This is a genomic window from Legionella erythra, assembly GCF_001467615.1.
Taxonomy (GTDB): domain Bacteria; phylum Pseudomonadota; class Gammaproteobacteria; order Legionellales; family Legionellaceae; genus Legionella_C; species Legionella_C erythra.
The window spans coordinates 12,210-31,215 of sequence record NZ_LNYA01000021.1; the positions used below are offsets into that span (position 1 = coordinate 12,210).

Sequence of the window (19,006 nt, forward strand, 5' to 3'; positions counted from 1 at the left end):
ATTCTTTTTCAAGGCGTTTGATCAGCGTGAACGCCAATATAGACGGCGCAGGTGAGAGGGCCCAAATAATGCTCAAAATCAACCCGATAGGTGCGCCTGTATTCCGTGTTGGAAGAAAAGTAAGCCCAGACGGATTGCCAGGCATTGATAATGGCTTCAGGCATAGTACCCTGGCTGGTAAAAACAAGATAAGGACCGCCTGGTACAGTTATCACACCGAGGGATGGATCAGGGGATGGGTTGTCTGAAAGGGCCAGGCCGGCTGTAACCGTGTAAGCGCCATTGACGTCGGACTCATAATCGGAGTACACCCCGTAAATGCCGTCATGCGTGGCCTTAACCCAGGGTTGCTGATGTAATTGTTGCCATAAAGTAGGCAATTTGGCAGTGGATGAATTGAATTCGCTGGCATTGTCGGTACGAACCGAGAGGCCAATAATTTGAAATGCATCAATCGTTTGAAGTGTGGGTGTAACAGGAGTCATACGCCGGATTCCTTTTTTGAAAATGGTGGCCTTATCATACGTGGCTTCCGGCGTTGATGGAAGGCGCTAGGAGAGGGTGTTTTTCGACTCCAGGGGCAGGATTTTTCCCTCAGCTTTTGGGCTGGATATAAAGAATCCGCCGCGTTTAATGAGAGACAGCTTATTGCTCGCCTGATCATGCAGTTTGGCAATTCGGGTTAAATCTTCCTTGGGTGCTACGAATGAAAAAATATGGCGGATAATGTCCTTGGGGAGAAGACTTAATGGACTGGTTACCTGGGCTTGTCCTTGAAGAATGGTCAAAAAATTAAGAGCCGTCTGCAAAGCCATGCCGCATAGGATATTGATTTCCTGTTGCTCTTGTTGATAGGTCTTGGAGTTCTGGCTATTTATCTCAAGATGAAGCGAAAAGGGAAGCATTTTATCGTGTAGTTCAGTGATAAATTCTCTGAGTGCGGGTTTGTTAAATGTATTTCCTGTGAGGCTCAATGAAAGGCCATGCGAAAGTGTGCTGACTATAGGTCCTAATGCAGTGAGCGTCTTTGTGCTTAGTTTGTTGTCATTTAGAATCAGGGTTAAATGAGATGGGCATTTTTTTGACTGCAATGCCGTCCACAGTGAATCGAGATCGTCGTCCTGAAGTTGATTGTTACTCAGGTCGAGGCAGGTTCCTTGAGGCACTCTTCCCGAGGATAAAGCCTGTGCCAAAGCTTTAATGCCTTCGCCATTAATCCCGGTATTTCTCAAGTTAAGTGATAAAAGTGGGGCGTCATCTTTCATTAAAATCACTGAAAGTGCTTTAAGGCCGTCAGATTTCAACTGATTGCCTTCGAGATTAATCGCAAATCGATGCCTGGCGTTCCGCTTTTCCAAGGCCTTGGCTAGCGCTCTGATACTTAATGATGTCAATCCATTATAACTGAGAATGAGGGTTTGCTTCCTGGGGTATTCCAGGCTTTCAAATGCATGCATGAGGATCATTCCATTTCTGTCTTTCATGCCGGTGTAACTTAAATTCAGCGTTAAATCCTCAGGTGCTTTCGCCAGGGCAGTTTGCAATTGCTCCACAGCGTTTAGAGAGAAACCAACGCCTGTCAGGTCAATAGTTAAATTGGAGGGGCATTTACCTGAGCTTAAGGCAAATAAAAGGGGACGAATATCTCTAAAAGGATTGTGCCCGAGCTTTAAGGTGACAAAGGGGGGGAAGTATCGAATGCAGTTAGCTAATGACACAATAGCTCGGTCGCCCAGGTTATTATGCGTTAAATCAACTATAATCGGTGATGAGATGGGCGCTTTGGGAAGAGCATACCATAAATGTTGTAGCCCTTTTTCAGTAAAATGATTACCACTCAGATTATAAGTCATTATCTGTCCATCCGTGGATGAGCATAATTGGAGAGCAAGAGCCTCCATGTCTTTATCGTTAAGATCTTGACTTTTAAGGTCAATCACTCCATTTTCTGGAAATTTTCCAGTTTTCATGATTTTTAGTGCTTCATTAACAGAAGGTTTCATAAAGAGATCTCATTTGGCAGTTTTATAATGGCACGACAGGAACAAAAATATAAATGTAGCGTTTTACCCCAGGCAAACAATTTTAAGAAAAACTAAGCGCATTCGCATCCTCTAAAACGGTGCCCGCACCATCCTTTTGTTCCGCCTTAAAGAATGCAGGTTTTTTTTGTACCTTTTGCTGATAAATGCCCGTGAGCTTTTTATCGGCCAATTGATGCAGCCGGAGCACGCTCGCTGGATTTGCATGGGGGACGCTCAGTGCGAAAATGCCGGCGATGATTTCAGTCGGCAAACAAGACAGGGGATGGTTTTGATTAACCCCCTGCAGAAAGGTTAAAAAACCCAACGCCGTTTGAAATGACCTCTGCGTCAACTGATTAATGGTGATTTGTTCGTTTGCCTGTGAATGGGTATTTAATATCAGCCGGCAGCCGATGGGCAGCATTTTTTTCTTTAACTCTTCAATCAAGTGATGCCTGTCAAGATCGGTGAAGGAATTGTCGCTTAAATCCAGCGTGAAGCCCCGCGGCAATTCCTCAGCCACATTAAGAAGGCGGCTAAGGCTATGACCGGTTAAAGCATTTTCGCTTAATATAAGGGTAAAGCAAGGCGGGGATGTTGTTGAGGTTAATGCAGGCCATAATGTGTCCAAATCGTCATCTTTTAACTTGTTTTTGGCGAGGTTAATGACCGTGCCGCGTGGTATTTTGCCTGCAATAATCGTACTGGCCAAGTTTTTCACGCTGAGAAGCGCGAGTTGGTTATTTTTGAAGTTAAGGGTTAATTGTGGGCAGGATTGACGCTTTAAAAGTTGCCAGAAAGCGGTCGTGCTATGAGGGGTCAGGTTATTGCCTGCCAGGCTTAAGGATATGCGTTGCTCAGGCCTTGCATCAGAGAGGGCCAGGGCCAGGCATTGCGCACCCGCATCAGTCAAGCCGTTGAAGTCCAGTATCAGGGTTTGAGTATGCGGGTAAGCGTTGGAGCGAAGCGCGGACGCGAGATGCCTGGCCCCTTCATCGCCAATGCTGTTGCTGCTCAGATTAAGCGTTAAGTTCTCCGGGGCGTGGGGAAGGGTCTTGGTGAGGATGCACATGCTTTTTGAGCTAAGGCCATTGAAGCTGACATTCAAGTTGAGGTGTTCGGGGCCCTCAACAAGCCTCTCGGCCAGTTGTTCCATGCCGCTATCCTTCATGCCCGTCATTTTTAAGTTCAGTGTCAATCCGGCTGGCCATCGTTTTGATGCCAGGGATTCAGCGAAGTGACTGGCACCTGTCTCTGAAAACGCGCGGTTCCCTTCAAAATCCAGGGTTAAATCAGACGGGCAACGGCCAGAGGCCAATGCCTGGGCGATGAAATGGGCGCCGGCAGTGGAGAAACGGTTATAACCGAGTTTTAAGGTAACAAAGCATGGAAAATGACCGCTTGCCAGGGCATTGGCTAGCACCTTAAGCGCATCATCGTTCAGTTGGCTATGGGACAAATCCAAAACCAGGGGTGAGGAAAAAACCCGGGTCGTTAAGGCATGACAAAGTGCCTTGATGCCAGCGGCGGTAAACGGATTGTGGCTTAAATTATAAGTGACAGGTTCGCCCTTCGGAGGAACACTTAAGACCGTGGCCAGTTCTGCCATTTCGCTGTCACCGAACTGACGATAGCTAAAATCGATCGAATAATGTTCTGGAAAATGTCCATTCCCAAGCGCGTCTAATGTCGCTGTGACGAAAGGATGCATAGCCGACTCCTGCCAGTAAATTGGGCGAAAATTGTACCACAAGACGCTTTTCTTGGCCACATAAAATACTAAAAAAACAAAGCATAAACAATTTGTCTATACTTTTTGTACACGGATGAATAAAAGGTAGGATGCCATGTACATGCCCGAACATGACAGCACGTTTGCACGCGCGCTGTTGATCGAGTCATCTCGCTCCCCCCAGGTAAAGGGCACCTTGGCATTTGTTGCCACTCAGTTATCCGAAAAAGTATTAGGGCCCATCATCACCAAATTAAAAGAAGGAACTCAGTTAACCGAAGAAGAAAACCAGACCATCGATTTTCTCGCTACCGAACACTCCAAAGAAGGAATGCAATGGGGGGGCGCAATGCCTGGACTGACTAAGGGCGAGATAATGGGAACAACCGCTAAAAAACTTGAATTGTTAGAGATTCTGGCGATGCGGCTAAGCGGTGAGTACATTACCGAGTTGGATGACGAGGAAAAACTCGCCGGTGTGATGAAAGCCATGACGGACTGCAGTTTTTGCTATGTGGAAAAATTAAATAGCCTGCATTCGGTCAATTTCAACCAAATTAAAAGCAATATTTTCCCAACCCCTGAAGAATTAGCTATTCGGGTTATGAGAAAGGAAATTGGGCAGACGGATCAGGTTGCCACAACATTTGGTATCGGCAGGGAACAGGGGATTGATTTAGCGCCGAAAACCGGTCCTATTCCCATTGAAGCTGAACGAGTACACATCGCAGGAAAATCAGCGTTTGCCGGGGCTGACACCCTGTTACGGATTCAGGTGTTGCTGAAGTCTTATCAGGATGTCAAGGAGCGGCATGACAAGCTTGATGCAGAAATAGAAGCACAATCCCATCTTCAGGACACCTCCGGCATGGAAACAAGGCTTGGCGAGCTTAAAAAGGAAATGAAAACCCTGAGCGACAAACTGACCTTTTATCGTGTGCCGTTTGACACACCGGTCATTCTGGAAGAATTGACTCCTCCTAAACCTTTTATCGAAACCCTGGCGGAAATGGGCGGCAGGCCCGGTAAACTGCCCTTGGTGGCGACTGCCTCAGGTACCACCGCCCGTACACTGATTGCTTTGCAGGATATCGGCGCCTTTGATCAAATGGGGCATTTTGATCCGCGGATTGCACAAGCTGTGTCATCTACCCTTTGCAGCACTATTGTCCATGGCGGCCATCATTCCGTATTGGAAGTGGGTGAGATGTATAATCGATTACTCGATTATCATGCGACTAACGCTTTGGAATTAGGCCATCCTTCGGATGAACGGTCGATTCCCTATTATGAAATTGGCGACTCCTATACATTGGTACCGTTGGATATGCGTGAAGGTGTTGGCCTTAGGCAACAATCCCTGCAATCGATTGGTACGAGCAAAGGATTGAAGTCACAGTTGACTGATTTTAAACAATCTGAAAATCCCACATCCAAACCCACGGGCGGTTTTCATTTTTCCTGATTAATCTCCTCTAATCCTTCCCTGTTACAGGGGAAGGACTTCTTTTCCTTGGAAACATAGTGTATGTGAGGCAGGCGTTGCCGTATAATCATGGTTTTTAAACAGAATGCCCATCATGTCCGAGCCGACCATTGTTTGCCCAAACTGCAAAACAGAAATTAAGTTAACGGAGTCTTTGGCTGCCCCCTTAATTGAGTCCACCAAAAAGCAATTTCAGGAGCAGATTGCCCGGAAAGACAGTGAAATTGCCAACCGCGAGCTGGCTTTGCATGAAAAAGAAAGGGCGCTTCACAAGGCAGAGCAGCATTTGCGTGAGCAGGTGGATGACCAGGTTCAGGCCCAACTGAAAAAAGAACGTGGAGCCATTATTGAGGAAGAGGCGAGGAAGGCGCGATTGCTGCTTCAGACAGAACTGGAGCAAAAATTAAAAGAAGTAGCTGATTTGCAGGAGATCATCAAGGCTCGTGAGGCCAAGCTCGTCGAAGCCCAGCGCGTGGAAGCGGAGTTTTTGAAAAAGCAGCGTGAGTTGGATGAAGCCCGGCGTGAGATAGAACTGACCATTGAAAAGGGCATTCATGCGGGGCTGGAACTGACCCGGGCGAATGCCAAAAAAGAAGCGGAGGATCACTTAAACCTTAAATTAAAGGAAAGGGAACAAACCATTACTTCCATGCAGCGACAGATTGAGGAGTTAAAACGAAAAGCGGAGCAGGGATCCCAGCAATTGCAGGGAGAAGCTCAGGAATTGCTGCTTGAATCGGCTTTGCAGGGTAAATTTCCTTTTGACCGCATCGAACCGGTGCCCAAAGGCGAGTTTGGTGGTGACGTATTCCAGCGAGTCGTTAACGGCAGCGGCCAGATGTGCGGTTCCATACTGTGGGAATCGAAACGCACAAAAAACTGGAGTGACGCCTGGCTTGGCAAATTACGGGAAGATCAACGCACGGCTAAGGCAGAAATAGCTGTTTTAGTCAGTCAGACGCTGCCTCCAGCTATCGAAACCTTTGATTTGGTCAATGGCATCTGGGTTACCCATCCACGGGCCGCCATTCCAGTGGCCATGGTGCTAAGGCAGACCCTGCTTGAATTAAATCTGGCGAGAAAATCATCTGAAGGACAACAGACCAAAACCGAAATGGTCTATCAGTATTTAACCGGTCCCCGTTTCCGTCAACGGGTTGAGGCCATTGTAGAAGCGTTTTCATCCATGCAGACTGATTTGGACAAAGAGCGCAAAGCCATTATGAAGCAGTGGGCCAGGCGGGCGGAGCAGATTGAGCGGGTGATGAATGCCACGGTTGGGATGTATGGTGATTTACAGGGGATAGCCGGGAGAAACCTGCAGGAGATTGAAGGCCTTGAGCTTAACCTTCTGGGATTGGATGAGGAGGAGCTCTAAAGAGCAGCAGTCATGCCGGTCATGAATATTTTTTTATGGCTAGGCCCATCTTTGCCTAAGCCAGATAGGTTAAAAACCATTCTTTTGCCTGTTCCGCCACATCGCTTAAGGTGCCTGGTTCTTCAAACAAGTGGCTGGCACCCGGGATAACGTTTAGCTTCACGGTGCAATTCATTTGTGCCATGGCTATTTTATTCAGTTCAATCACCGGCTCATCGTGTTCGCCAACAATAAATAACGTAGGGGATAATACAAACGGCAGGGATTCCTTAGCCAAATCCGGCCGTCCGCCGCGTGATACAACGGCACTGATGGTATTCCTCTCTTTTGCTGCGGCAATCAAGGCTGCCCCGCCGCCGGTACTGGCGCCGAAATAACCGATAGACAGGGTAGGGAACTCGTTTTTAATCCAATCCGTAACACTAAGCAGCCGTGTGGCTAGGAAAGGCAGATTAAAACGAAATTCTTCCGTCGCAGAATCAATGTTATCTTCAGCCGGCGTCAGCAGATCAAACAGCAGGGTAGCGAGCTTTCCTTTATTTAATACATGTGCTACGTATTGGTTTCTTATACTGTATCGGCTGCTACCGCTGCCATGGACAAATAAAATGATGCCCGTCGCATGTTGCGGCAGATACAATAACCCCGCGAGATCCGCATGACCGCATGGGATGGTCACCGGATGCTCCATGTCCGTTGCAAACACTGTCATAAAATACTCCTTAGGATGAGGTAGTACTTTCCAGGCGTTCGGCCTGGGCAATGGCTAGCAATTCAGAGACTTCCTCATCGGTCGTTTGATCAAAATTGTCATACCATAAGCCAACAGCATAAAAATTCCGGGGGCGGAATGGACAAACCAGGCGGTCAATCAATGGGCTTATTTCTTCGCAGGTGGCATAAGCCGCAACAGGTACGGCAGCAATAACGGAAGCAGGATGGTGTTGATAAACACATTTTATCGCTGCCCGCATGGTGGCACCGGTTGCCATGCCATCATCGACCAGAATAACGGCTTTGTTTTTTAAAACAGGAAATGGACGATCCCCGCGATAGGCTGTTTGCCGACGCATCAATTCATCTTCTTCCTTGGCTATGACCGTTTTAATAACCTGTTCATCGAGGGTAAGGCTATGCACAATGTCCTGATTAAAAATGATGGTATTGCCCGATGCAATGGCACCAAAAGCCAGTTCATTATGACCGGGAACGCCCAGTTTCCTGACTAACAGGACATCCAGTGGCGCCGAAAGTGCCCTGGCAATTGCAAAGGCCACGGGCACACCCCCTCGCGGCAAAGCCAGAATGTATGTATTCGACTTGTTTTTGTATTCAGTCAGGTGTTCTGCCAGTATTTTCCCAGCTTCACCTCGATCAGTATATCTTTCCATCATTCCCCCTTAATTCTATGCCATGAATATACTGATATTATTACTCGTATAAAATAATGAGTGACAACATTATTTTAATTATAGAACAATGGGATTTTTGTAATTATTTTTTGAAAAAAAATCATAAATTATTAAGAATTAATTAACAAAAATATTTGAATAGTGAGCTAAAATTAAAAGATGGGGATTTGGATTTTCCAGTTAATCACCATGGCATATTGGAACTATCCAATAAAATTTTGTATCTATTAAATCCCCAACGAAGTAGGGAGAGAAAAATGCATAAAAAATCAAAAAATATGCAGGATGGGAATAAGAAAAGTAAAATTAAAAATCCTAAACGTTACAGCAGCCTTAAAGCCAGAGAAGAAAAACACCTGGATGAAGAGTTGGCTGAAACTTTTCCTGCGAGTGATCCTGTTACCAAATATTAATCATACTCTTGACAGGAGTCATAGAGGAGCCTGACATGGATAGTGAAAGTGGAAAGATAAGTGCGATTATAAGCGATGAAAGGCAACTGGAGTTCGTGACAAATGAATTGCTTGCGAATGCTGTGGCACGCCCAAATATCAGCGTGCAGGGGTCGCCCACCAAGGTCGCTGAAAAATACGGCGTGCCGTATGTAGCGCCTGAGATTATTCAAGCCGGACATAATCCCCCCGAAACAGATCCTTATCTCCAGGACGACTTTGGCTGGATTATTGGTTTTTCCTATGGTATCCCCATCTTCATTTTAGTCGCTATTGGTGTCTTCCTTGTTGGCGATATTCATTCGCCATCTGAAAATATATTTTTCGCATTGATAGGTATTGTATTGGGTGGAATTATAGGAAGAATCATCGCCAAAGGTATTAAAAATAATCGCAACTATGGTATTGTAAAACAAGAACAAAAAGGCGGTTTTTTCTTATGGGTTTCTTATAACGATAGCGAACAGAAAAAAGACATCATTCGTGTTTTAAATCAATGCCAAGTGAAAGCTGTTCAAGCCTAAAATAACCTGGCTAAAAACCAGGTTATTTTTTGGTTTCGATGGTTTTTTTATTGCGATTCACCACTCGGCATACGTTTTTGGCTTCTTTTGATTGCGGGGATACATCACAGATATTTTTTATTTCCCTTATTTCGGCATGGTCCGTGTTTTTCGTTTTTTTCATGACAAGTCTCCCGAGGTTACTGTCCTTTAAGTATAAAACATATTTTAAGCGATCAATTGGTGAGCAATATTGCCGCTTTCTGGCTATACTTTTTGAGAAATAAAGGAATAAGGACATGCAATGAAATCAAGAACGATGGAACCCACCCCTTACGACATTAACCAAATCCGCTCAGAAGCGCAAAAATCCATTGGCGATGGCGCTGTGACGGCGGATTATCCTTTGGATCTGACTGTCGCCTGTAAACTGTTGAATGACGCGCTGGCGACCGAAATTCTCTGTGTGCTCAGGTATCGGCATCATCAAATTATTGCTACAGGCATTGACTGCATACAAGTTGCGGCTGAGTTTGAAGAACATGCCCTCGAAGAGGAGCAGCACATGTTGATGATAGCCGAGCGGATCAACCAGCTCGGCGGCAACCCGGATTTTAATCCAGCAACAATCATGGCACGCACCGCTACGGAGTTTGTTACGGGAACCGATCTTGAAACGCTGATAAAAGAAGACCTGGTTGCCGAGCGCATTGCCATCATGGTCTACCGCAAGTTGATTGACTGGTTTGGCGACCACGATCCAACCACCCGCCGCATGCTGGAACATATTCTTGAAGAAGAGGAAGAGCATGCCAATGATCTGGCTGATTTACTGCCCTTGAAAAGCGGTTACCGTAATTAAACCATGCGGGCAGCCTTCTGCCCGCCGTTATTTTTTAAGGCGTGTAGATGCCTCACTTTGGTCCTTTATCTCGCACTGTTTAAAGGCTTTGGCGGCGAACCAGGCTGCGTATTGTTCTACATCCGGTGTTAAAAAGGCTTTAAAATCCCACCCAATTTTTTCATCCTGATTAAACGGGCCGAGTTCAATGTGATTGATTTTAGCCAGTGCCCGGATCATCCACTCCACAATGGCCGAGTTACCTCGTCCCACGGGCTGCAGATGGGCCAGGGCGTGTGCCATGCGGCCTGCATTTTTTAAAAATTCGTGGATCCCCTTGTCGCTTGACCAGGCGAGGCATGCCCGTACATAAGGCTCAATAAGTATAAATTGCACATAAAAATAACTGGAATCATTGCTGTAGTTCTTTGCAAAAGGGGTCGGATGATGATCGATCTGAATTGCTGTCTTGGGATTATCAAGGCCGTAATCCTGAAACGTAATGGTTAAATCGGTATCGTCGTCATCGATGAACGGGATGGGGCTTTTTAAGTTCTCCTCATGCTGACGTTTCAATTTGTCGGAAGCCATTTTAATTTTGATGGTGTAAATGATGCCGTTTGTTGCTTCATCCATTTGGCGATGAATGTCCACATCAGCCGGTGTTTCACTGATTAAGGCTGTTAATTGCTGGTAAATGGTTTCTTTTTGGTTGGGTAAATGTTTAACCAGGTTAAAATCATCGGTTGATACAAATCCTGGTTTATTAAATAAACCGAATTGATAGCGCAAGGGTCCCTGTTTGAGCAGTTTGGCAATATCCCGCCGCTTGCTGGCTAAAAACGCGTAGGCACAGCCAGCCTGGGTTAACAACACTTCCTCGGGGCAACGGATATCCTTGCGTAACACCGGCTTTTGCTGAGGGTAATCAGGCAGGCTGTGACTGAGTTCCTCGATAATGGCATTGCTGTGCTCTAGCCATAAATCCTGCTTTTTTAGGTCGAAATCCTGTAATCGATCTGGCGATGAAGCCATGTTTTCAGTCAATGTGCGGGGTGAAGGGGCTGCTTGGGATGAAGACGTTTGGGATGCCTGGCTTAGAGCATCCTGAATATGCTTTTTGTCTTCCATACGACCTATTCCTGACCATTATTTTTTAAGTATAGGAAAAAAAGGCGCCATTGGCGGGAAACTACGTGGCAGAACGGTAGAGATTGCTTAACGCCTGTTGATTTGCTTAAACTTAACGTTTAATTGTGCGATTAGGATCATCATGCGTTTTTTTATCGTCCCGGTATTGGCAGTCATCCTGTTATCTAATCCTGTCTTGGCGCAACCAGGTTCTGTTGCAGCGGATCCGCAGCGCGAAAGTCTACATTTAAACTGGCGGGACTTAACGGTATCGCCGGCCGATAATTTTTTTGCCTACGCCAATGGTCATTGGCAAAAAATGAATCCTGTCCCGCCAGAGTACGCCACCTGGGGTAGTTTCAATCTTTTACAATTAAAAGTGGAGAAAATTATCCACCGCCTGTTGATTGAGGCCGCCAAACATCCAAACCCCGCCTCTGGCAGCATCCAGCAGAAAGCAGGGGATTTCTATTTCAGCGGGATGGATGAAAAAACAATCAATGCTCTGGGTGTTAAGCCTCTGGAACCGGAAATGGCTCGCATTGCGGCTATTGATAGCCGTGAGGCGTTGCAGTCGGTCATTGCCCACTTGCAGATGATCGGTGTCGATGCCCTGTTTGATTTTTCGAGTATGCAGGATTTTAAAAACAGCGAGGAAATGATTGCCGCAGCCGCGCAGGGCGGACTTGGTCTTCCCAATCGCGATTATTACTTAAAGACTGGGAAAAAATTCGACTCAATCCGTAAGGCCTATGTTGAGCACGTGACGAACATGTTTTTATTACTGGGTGATTCCGCGCCGCAGGCAAAACAACAGGCAGAGACCGTGATGCGTATGGAAACCATCCTTGCCAGGGCATCGCTGACGCCGGCACAACAGCGCGATCCCCAGGCGATTTATCACCGGATGAATCGCAAACAGCTTCGTGCGGCGACCCCCCATTTCTCCTGGCCCGCTTATTTTGCCGCCATCGGCAAGCCCAAACTGCAGGAAATTAACCTGGCTATGCCTGGCTTTTTCAAGGTTGCCGACGAACAATTGCACACGGTGCCCTTAAGCGATTGGAAAACCTATCTGCGCTGGCATCTGATTGATGCCTTTGCCTCCTATCTCTCTGAACCTTTTGTGAACCAGAATTTTCATATGATGTCTCAATTAACAGGCGCTCAAACGCTTCAGCCCCGGTGGAAACGGGTTGTGGCCACTGAAAATGCTGCCCTGGGTTTTGCTATCGGTAAATTGTACGTTGAACAGAATTTCCCGCCAGAGGCTAAAAAGGAAGCGTTGACCATTTTAAAGCAAGTGCATCAAGCCTTGCGTAAGGATATTGAATCATTAAGCTGGATGGCGCCTGAAACTAAAAAGGCCGCCTTGAAAAAACTGGCCTTAATGGAGGAGCGGGTCGGCTACCCTGATAAATGGTGGGATTATTCCAGCCTGCAGATTGATAGAGGCCCTTACGTCCTTAACGTGATCCGGGCTAATCAATTTTTGATCAAAAGGGAGTTGGATAAAATAGGCAAACCCATCGATCGCAGCGAATGGGCCATGCCTCCGCAAACCGTGAATGCTTATTACGATCCATCCATGAACAACATCACCATTCCTGCCGGCATTCTACAGCCACCTTTTTTTGATCAGAACGCAGCCGCCGCTGTGAATTACGGTGGTATTGGTTTTGTGATGGGGCATGAGATAACGCATGGTTTTGATGACCAAGGGGCTCAATTTGACGGGTATGGTAATTTAAAAACCTGGTGGACGGCGGCGGATTTAAAAAAATTTAAGGCAGCCACCCAATGCATCATCGACCAATTTTCCCGATACAAAATTGACGATTTGCACGTTCAGGGGCAATTGGTTGCCGGCGAAGCGACAGCGGATTTGGGCGGTTTAACCTTGGCTTATCATGCGTTTGTGAATTCACCCGCGTATCAACAGGCGTCCGTGATTGATAACCTGACGCCGGAACAACAATTTTTCCTGGGAACAGCTCATGTCTGGGCTTCCAACATCCGCCCCGAACAAGCCCGTCACCTGATTACGGTCGACCCGCATCCCCCGATGATTTATCGAGTGAATGGCAGCATGGCCAATATGCCCCAGTTTATAACCGCTTTTGCTATACCGGCGAACAGCCCGATGGTGAATAAGACGCGTTGTCAGGTGTGGTAGAGACGATGGCCTCCTCGAGGCGGGAGAGACGCGTCAAGGGTGTACCTCCCCAACCCTCTGGAGAGGGTTGGGAAGACAGCCCTAACTTGCAAATAGTCGCCCACAGGCTATGGTTGGTATAAAGGAATAACATTCCAAATGATGGGTGCCGGAATCCAGAAATGGCCAGGGATGATGCCGTGAGTAAAAAAATTCTGATTTATGCCTTACTGTTGCTGGTCGCGGTCATGCTGGTGTTTATGCAGGTCAACCCGTATTGGCTGCCTGGCCTGTTACTGCTTTGCCTGCTGCTTTATGATGGCATAAACCGAACACCTACGCCGCTCGGGGGGGAGCAGGACGGTTTAATGCAAATGCTTTTTTACCAATCGCCATCCATGATTGCCAAAATCGACGTATTAAGCGGCCAGATTCTACAGATTAACGACATGCTTGCGTCAACCCTTCAAGTCGCCCACCCTTATCAAGTCATTGGCCAATCAATTACCAGCCTCTTTCCCAAAGACGAGGAAAAGAAACTGCGCAAGGTTTTGCATACCCTGCAGCGCAAAGGAGTATTGCACCAATATGCAGCTGAGATTGTTACGTTTGACGGCAATCAAATCCCGGTTACAGTCGACGGTGTCCTGGCCCGGGAAGAGGGGACGAATGCGGCATTTTTATACATTACTAACATCAGCAGCATCAAAAAGATTGAGTCCAAATTACAGGCTAACCGTAACCTGCTGCAAAGCATCATCGACAATACCCTGGAAGCAGTCATTATCACCAACAAAAGCGGCAAAATCATTGAATGGAATCCTCAGGCAGCCGCATTGGTTGGGCAGGTCAAGAATAATGTCATCAATAAATCCATTTCTCAGGTTCTTATTGGTACCGCCGATGCCAAACTGACTCTGGAAAGGGATATTAACCATTACCTGTCCAATCAAAAAACCAAATACATCGGTAAACGGGAAACATTTCATATTATTAATAATCACAATAAAAAAATTTCAGTCGCTTCCTGCTGTTTTCCGGTAAAGTCGGATGACGGCAGCCCGATTTTCTGCTTTTTTATCCATGACATCAGTGCAGAATTAAAGGCCAGGGAGCAGGAGATGAGGCTTTCCACCATTGTCCGGCAAACCGAGGATGCCGTGGTTTCCCTTGATTCCCAATTCCAGATTGATTCCTGGAATAATGGCGCTGCCCGCGTGTTTGGTTTAAACGAGAGCGAGGCTGTTTTAAAGCCAATCCATTCCATTTTGCATAAAAATCATGCTGAATTATTAACCGCCAAGCTTAAACAGCTTATCGAGACCAACGAAAGCATGCAGTATGAGTTTTCCATCCATTCGCAGGGTGCCGAACCCAATTATTTCATGGCCAGTCTGAATTTAATCCGTTATGACAAAGACCATTTCGGCATTTCACTGATTATTCGCGATATCACCGAACTCAAACGCAATGAAATCAAAATCCGCGAATTAATGGCTGAGCTTGAGGCATCCAATAAAGAGTTGCAATCCTTTGCCTACATTGCTTCCCATGATTTAAAAGAGCCCTTAAGGGGCATTAAAAATTATGCCATGATTCTTAAAGACGATTACGTGGGATTATTGGATGAAGCCGGTGTTGGGTTTTTAAATTCATTGATAAAAAGCTGTGGTCGGCTGGAGTTATTGTTGGAGTCGCTGCTTCATTATTCCAAAGTTGGGAACCTGAAACTCAACCTTAAATCCCTTGATGCCCAAGGTATTATCAATGACGTTAAGGACACTATCCATCACTTACTTAAGCAAAAAAACGCCATCGTCAAGGTCGATGGTCATTTACCCCAGGTGATGGCAGACGAATCACGGTTAAACGAGGTCTTTACCAACTTGATTACCAATGGTTTAAAATACAATGACAAGCCAGAGCCGTTCATACATATCGGCTATGCCCCTGAAAAATCCAGTCAAGAAAGCGTCTGCTTTTATGTCAAAGACAATGGCATCGGCATTGAGAAGAGCAAAATCGACACGGTGTTTGAAATTTTTCAACGCCTGCACAAAAAGGAAGAATACGGCGGCGGCGCGGGTGCCGGGTTAACGATTACCAAACGGATCATTGAGCGGCATAAAGGCTCAATCTGGCTTGAATCGACCCCGGGGGATGGCACCACTTTTTATTTTACACTGTTAAAAAGCGACGAGAGCCAACCCTCACCGGTGAGTACGGGCATCGAATTATTAATCAAATCAGAACAAGACAACAATGGAAACAATACGAATTGCATTAATTGATGATGAGCAATCCATGCATGACATTGTCAGTCATTTTTGTAAAAAAAATACGGACTATGCAATTGATTTGGACTGGTACGATGAAGTACCGGCGGATTTGACGTCCATTCACAAAGATAACTACGCCTTATTATTGCTGGATTATCATATTAATGATCGCACGGGGCTTGAGGTGCTTCAACGCTTAAATGCCAGCCATTCGGGGGGCGGGGACGCGTTGGGTTTGCCGGTGATTATGCTATCGAGTTCCAATGACATTCAGATGGCTTCTCAGGCTATTCATTATGGTATTTCGGAATTTATTCCTAAAAAAAACCTGTCGGCTTCTCTTTTAAACAGCACGATTAACAATGTGCTTTATAAGAACAACCTCAAATTGGAGCTTCTTAAAACCAATAAAAAACTGGAAGAAAGCAATCGCATGCTTAAACTTAAGACGGAAGAAATCAGCAATTTTTATCAGGTGATTTCCCATGAGCTCAAAACGCCGCTGACCTCGACGCTTGAGTTTATTAATATCATGCGCGATGGCATTGCCGGTGAACTCACTGCTGATCAGAAAGAATACCTGGATATCTGTCACCGCAATTGCAAACAACTGACGCAATACATCAATGATTTGCTGGAAATCGGCCGTATTTCTACTGGTAAATACCAATTAAATTGTACGCCGGTGAACATCAGGTACATTATCGATGAAGCCCTCAATACCAGCCGCGTCATCGCCAGCCATAAACACATTACGCTTACGTTTAAACCGCTGGCAGAGGAATTGCTGGTTCATGTTGATGAAGCGCGGGTTTTTCAAGCGCTGTTAATTCTCATTAACAATGCCATTAAATTTTCACCTGACAACGAAGTCATCCAAATCGAGCTCTCCAGGAATAATGCGTCAAATGTTATCGAGGTCGCGGTGATTGATCATGGCTGCGGCATTGAAAAAGAACATCAACAAAAAATATTTGACCGGCTGTTTCAGGCCAATACTCACCACGTGGGTTCCAATGCCGGCCTGGGATTGGGTTTATACATTTGTAAACAGATTATGCTCCTGCATGGCGGCGATGTCAGCGTTGACAGCGAACCTGGTAAAGGGAGTCAATTTATACTAAAATTTCCATATCAGTGCTCATAGATGGCAGGATGCCGCATGAAAAAAATACTCATTGTTGAAGACGACAAGGACATCGCCAAAGCGCTTACCATTCGCTTAAAATCCTGCAACTATCAGGTAGACACGGCCGCTGATGTAGTGCAAGGCGTGAACCATGTGGTTAATAATGTACCCGATCTTATTTTGCTGGATATTTCCATTCCGGCAGGCGACGGCTTTCTTCTGGCAGAACGCGTCAAATGCCTTCCCCAGGTCGGTAATATTCCCATTATTTTTATGACCGCCAATAAAAAGCCGGAATTGAAGAAAAAGGCGGAGGAGTATGGTGCAGCGGCTTTTTTTGAAAAACCGTTCGATTCCAACAAATTGCTGGCTCGCATCGCCCAGTTATTGCAATAGCGCGTTTTTAACATAGCGGGCTTTGACAAATTCAAGAAAATGCGCCTCAGACAGGGGTTCGGAAATTAAAAAGCCCTGGATATAATCGCATGGCAATTGCTTGACAAACTGTAATTGTGACGGGGTTTCGACGCCTTCGATGACTGTTTTTAAACCAATTTTACTGCATAATTCAACCATCGCCGTAAAGATAACCTGTTTGCGGTTTTCATGTTCAATGTTTTTGAGAAAGCTTTTATCAATTTTGACAATATCAAAGGGCAAAACGGTTAGGTATTTCAGTGACGAATAACCCTTGCCGAAATCATCCAGCGACAATTGAATGCCCAAACTCTGAATTTTATCGAGGTAATTTTTTATATCATATAGATTATGGAGGAGATTGGACTCGGTAATTTCAAGTTCAATGAGATGAGGGGGCAAATCTGTTTTTTTAATAATATCTTTAAGCAGGACATAAATATTGGCACATTTGAATTCCTGAGCGGATATATTTAAGCTAATGGTCAAATCATTGTTGCCGAGTTTATTTAATTTATTGAGGAAGTCGCAGCCCTCGTAGAGCATTTTACGTTCGATATCGACAATGAGGTATGTTTCCTCGCAAATGCTTAAAAAATCTTTGGGTAAAAGCACGCCATGTTTGGGATGGTTCCAGCGCAACAGCGCCTCTGCGCCGACAATTCTGCCGGTTTTTAGCTCTATTTTGGGCTGGTAATAAAAGACAAATTCATTATTTTTTATCCCGAGGCGGATGTCGCTTATCAGAATCATGTCTTCCTGGGAAAGCTTATTGAGTTCGGGTTTAAAATTAATGTAGTTTTTTTTGCCAATTCGTTTGGCCAGATTGGACGCTGTAATGGCATTCTGCAGCAAAATGACGGCCTCTTGCCCGTCCTCGGGGTAAGTGCTGGAGCCTGTGTTCACATCCATGTAGATGTTTTTATTGTTATAATTGAAGGGCAGCTTCAAATTGTCAACAATTTTGTCAATCAAATCAAAAATATCCGTGCTGTCTTTAAAGGTTTTTACCCCGATGGCAAACTGATCATCACCGATGCGAGCCACAAGGCCGTTATAATCAACCAGAATTTTTTTAAGCCGTTGCGCCGAGGATGTGAGGATTTCATCACCGGCTTGGGTTCCCAACACATTGTTAATATTGCGGAATCGTTCGAGATCAATGGCAATGACCACGACGGCCTGATCAGTCGGGCATGATTTTATCCACTGGGTCAACTCGTCGGTAAAGCTTTTGCGATTGATAAGACCGGTTAATTTATCGTGAATGATTTCATAATTCAGTTGTTCTTCCATCAGCTGTTTCTCGCTGATGTCAATGAAATAATAAGCGACCTGGGTCACTAAACCCAGGTTATTCTTGATGGTAGTAATAGAGAGAAAAATTGGGAAGCTTGTTTTATCCCGCTTAATGGCTTTTAAGCGCCCCTGCCAGCAGCCATTTTGATTTAAACCCTCCTGAATCTCCTCGAGCTGCTTAAGCGTTCCGTCAAAAATATCGAGGCGTTTACCGAGAATATCCTCGCTTCTAAAGGCCATCAGCAGTTCAAAGGATTCATTAACTGATGTAATTAAACCATCCTTGCTGGTAATCACCACCGCTTCGATGGCTTTACTGAGACTGCTGTTTAAGGCCTGTTGCCTGTTTAATTCTTCGTAGCAGACAAAGGCTGCATCCACATGGTTTAACAACTCCCTGTCATTCCATTTTTTGGCAATGAATTTATAAATCGCACCTTTGTTAAAGGCGTCGGCCATAGCGGCAAAATCTTCGTATTCGCTCAAAACCATGCGGACAGTATGGGGGTATTCATTTTTTACGATCTCAAGAAATTCCGCGCCACTTAGCTCCGGCATGCGGTGATCGGAAATAATCACGGGGATAGGCTGTGACTTCAAGATTTCAAAACCGGCGTTAGCACTTTCGGCGGTGAATACGTCGTAGCCATTGTTTCCGAGCAGGCTGCCTAGCCTGATGCGGATGCTTTCATCGTCATCGACGATAAGTACCTGTTTCTTCACAAAATCCCTGTCAACGCTCGTTGTCATTGCTATTAGTATAGCTCT

17 protein-coding genes are annotated in these 19,006 nt (G+C 45.7%); 9 read left to right on the forward strand and 8 right to left on the reverse strand.

Translation table 11 applies throughout. The annotated features are described in order from the left end of the window. Nucleotides 1–8 precede the first annotated feature (8 nt). The 3 genes from Lery_RS04660 to Lery_RS04670 all read right to left on the reverse strand — a co-directional run bounded on the left by Lery_RS04660 (nucleotide 9) and on the right by Lery_RS04670 (nucleotide 3,735). Entirely contained in the window at nucleotides 9–485 is a 477-nt protein-coding gene (locus tag Lery_RS04660; protein ID WP_058526101.1) for a GyrI-like domain-containing protein, read from the reverse strand. A gap of 66 nt (nucleotides 486–551) precedes the next feature. Next, on the reverse strand, nucleotides 552–1,853 hold the full coding sequence (locus tag Lery_RS04665) for a leucine-rich repeat domain-containing protein (protein ID WP_162262946.1): 1,302 nt from the start codon (nucleotides 1,851–1,853) through the stop codon (nucleotides 552–554). 232 nt (nucleotides 1,854–2,085) lie between these two features. Continuing rightward, entirely contained in the window at nucleotides 2,086–3,735 is a 1,650-nt protein-coding gene (locus Lery_RS04670) for a leucine-rich repeat domain-containing protein (RefSeq protein WP_058526103.1), read from the reverse strand. A gap of 136 nt (nucleotides 3,736–3,871) precedes the next feature. Between Lery_RS04670 and Lery_RS04675 the strand changes: the two genes are divergently transcribed. Beyond that, nucleotides 3,872–5,221, forward strand: coding sequence for a hypothetical protein (locus Lery_RS04675; protein WP_058526104.1), 1,350 nt, complete (start codon nucleotides 3,872–3,874; stop codon nucleotides 5,219–5,221). Nucleotides 5,222–5,336: 115 nt separating this feature from the next. After that, the gene (locus Lery_RS04680; protein WP_058526141.1) at nucleotides 5,337–6,620 is read left to right on the forward strand and encodes a DUF2130 domain-containing protein; all 1,284 of its coding nucleotides are present in this window, start codon (nucleotides 5,337–5,339) and stop codon (nucleotides 6,618–6,620) included. A gap of 55 nt (nucleotides 6,621–6,675) precedes the next feature. Here the strand turns inward: Lery_RS04680 and Lery_RS04685 are convergent, their stop codons facing one another. Continuing rightward, nucleotides 6,676–7,332, reverse strand: a complete 657-nt coding sequence (locus Lery_RS04685; RefSeq protein WP_058526105.1) for a dienelactone hydrolase family protein — start codon at nucleotides 7,330–7,332, stop codon at nucleotides 6,676–6,678. Nucleotides 7,333–7,342: 10 nt separating this feature from the next. Then, on the reverse strand, nucleotides 7,343–8,011 hold the full coding sequence (locus Lery_RS04690; protein WP_058526106.1) for a phosphoribosyltransferase: 669 nt from the start codon (nucleotides 8,009–8,011) through the stop codon (nucleotides 7,343–7,345). 278 nt (nucleotides 8,012–8,289) lie between these two features. On the opposite strand from Lery_RS04690, the gene Lery_RS15235 reads away from it, so the two are divergent. Together Lery_RS15235 and Lery_RS04695 are read left to right on the forward strand one after the other, a co-directional pair. Further along, the gene (locus tag Lery_RS15235) at nucleotides 8,290–8,445 is read left to right on the forward strand and encodes a hypothetical protein (protein WP_156412475.1); all 156 of its coding nucleotides are present in this window, start codon (nucleotides 8,290–8,292) and stop codon (nucleotides 8,443–8,445) included. Nucleotides 8,446–8,480: 35 nt separating this feature from the next. Then, nucleotides 8,481–9,008: a hypothetical protein gene (locus tag Lery_RS04695; RefSeq protein WP_058526107.1), complete on the forward strand. Its 528-nt coding sequence runs from the start codon at nucleotides 8,481–8,483 to the stop codon at nucleotides 9,006–9,008. A 22-nt stretch (nucleotides 9,009–9,030) separates the two neighbouring features. Here the strand turns inward: Lery_RS04695 and Lery_RS15240 are convergent, their stop codons facing one another. Continuing rightward, nucleotides 9,031–9,171 (reverse strand): hypothetical protein, encoded by a 141-nt coding sequence (locus Lery_RS15240; RefSeq protein ID WP_156412476.1) that lies wholly within the window; start codon nucleotides 9,169–9,171, stop codon nucleotides 9,031–9,033. Between the two features lie 120 nt (nucleotides 9,172–9,291). On the opposite strand from Lery_RS15240, the gene Lery_RS04700 reads away from it, so the two are divergent. Then, nucleotides 9,292–9,849 (forward strand): ferritin-like domain-containing protein, encoded by a 558-nt coding sequence (locus tag Lery_RS04700; RefSeq protein ID WP_082657121.1) that lies wholly within the window; start codon nucleotides 9,292–9,294, stop codon nucleotides 9,847–9,849. 27 nt (nucleotides 9,850–9,876) lie between these two features. On the opposite strand, the gene Lery_RS04705 is transcribed toward Lery_RS04700, so the two are convergent. Beyond that, a complete protein-coding gene (locus Lery_RS04705; protein WP_131751104.1) occupies nucleotides 9,877–10,959 on the reverse strand; it encodes a hypothetical protein in 1,083 nt (360 codons plus the stop codon). Nucleotides 10,960–11,101: 142 nt separating this feature from the next. Between Lery_RS04705 and Lery_RS04710 the strand changes: the two genes are divergently transcribed. The 4 genes from Lery_RS04710 (at nucleotide 11,102) to Lery_RS04725 (ending at nucleotide 16,918) form a co-directional block, all read left to right on the forward strand. Then, on the forward strand, nucleotides 11,102–13,135 hold the full coding sequence (locus tag Lery_RS04710) for a M13 family metallopeptidase (protein ID WP_058526109.1): 2,034 nt from the start codon (nucleotides 11,102–11,104) through the stop codon (nucleotides 13,133–13,135). Nucleotides 13,136–13,314: 179 nt separating this feature from the next. Next, nucleotides 13,315–15,405 carry a PAS domain-containing sensor histidine kinase gene (locus tag Lery_RS04715; RefSeq protein ID WP_162262947.1) on the forward strand — a complete coding sequence of 697 codons (2,091 nt, stop codon included), beginning with the start codon at nucleotides 13,315–13,317 and terminating at the stop codon, nucleotides 15,403–15,405. Beyond that, nucleotides 15,377–16,540 carry an ATP-binding response regulator gene (locus tag Lery_RS04720; protein ID WP_058526111.1) on the forward strand — a complete coding sequence of 388 codons (1,164 nt, stop codon included), beginning with the start codon at nucleotides 15,377–15,379 and terminating at the stop codon, nucleotides 16,538–16,540. Before Lery_RS04715 ends, Lery_RS04720 begins: the two co-directional genes overlap by 29 nt. A 15-nt stretch (nucleotides 16,541–16,555) precedes the next feature. Beyond that, entirely contained in the window at nucleotides 16,556–16,918 is a 363-nt protein-coding gene (locus Lery_RS04725; protein ID WP_058526112.1) for a response regulator, read from the forward strand. On the opposite strand, the gene Lery_RS04730 is transcribed toward Lery_RS04725, so the two are convergent. Beyond that, nucleotides 16,907–18,961: an EAL domain-containing protein gene (locus tag Lery_RS04730; RefSeq protein ID WP_162262948.1), complete on the reverse strand. Its 2,055-nt coding sequence runs from the start codon at nucleotides 18,959–18,961 to the stop codon at nucleotides 16,907–16,909. The genes Lery_RS04725 and Lery_RS04730 overlap by 12 nt on opposite strands. Nucleotides 18,962–19,006: the final 45 nt, after the last annotated feature.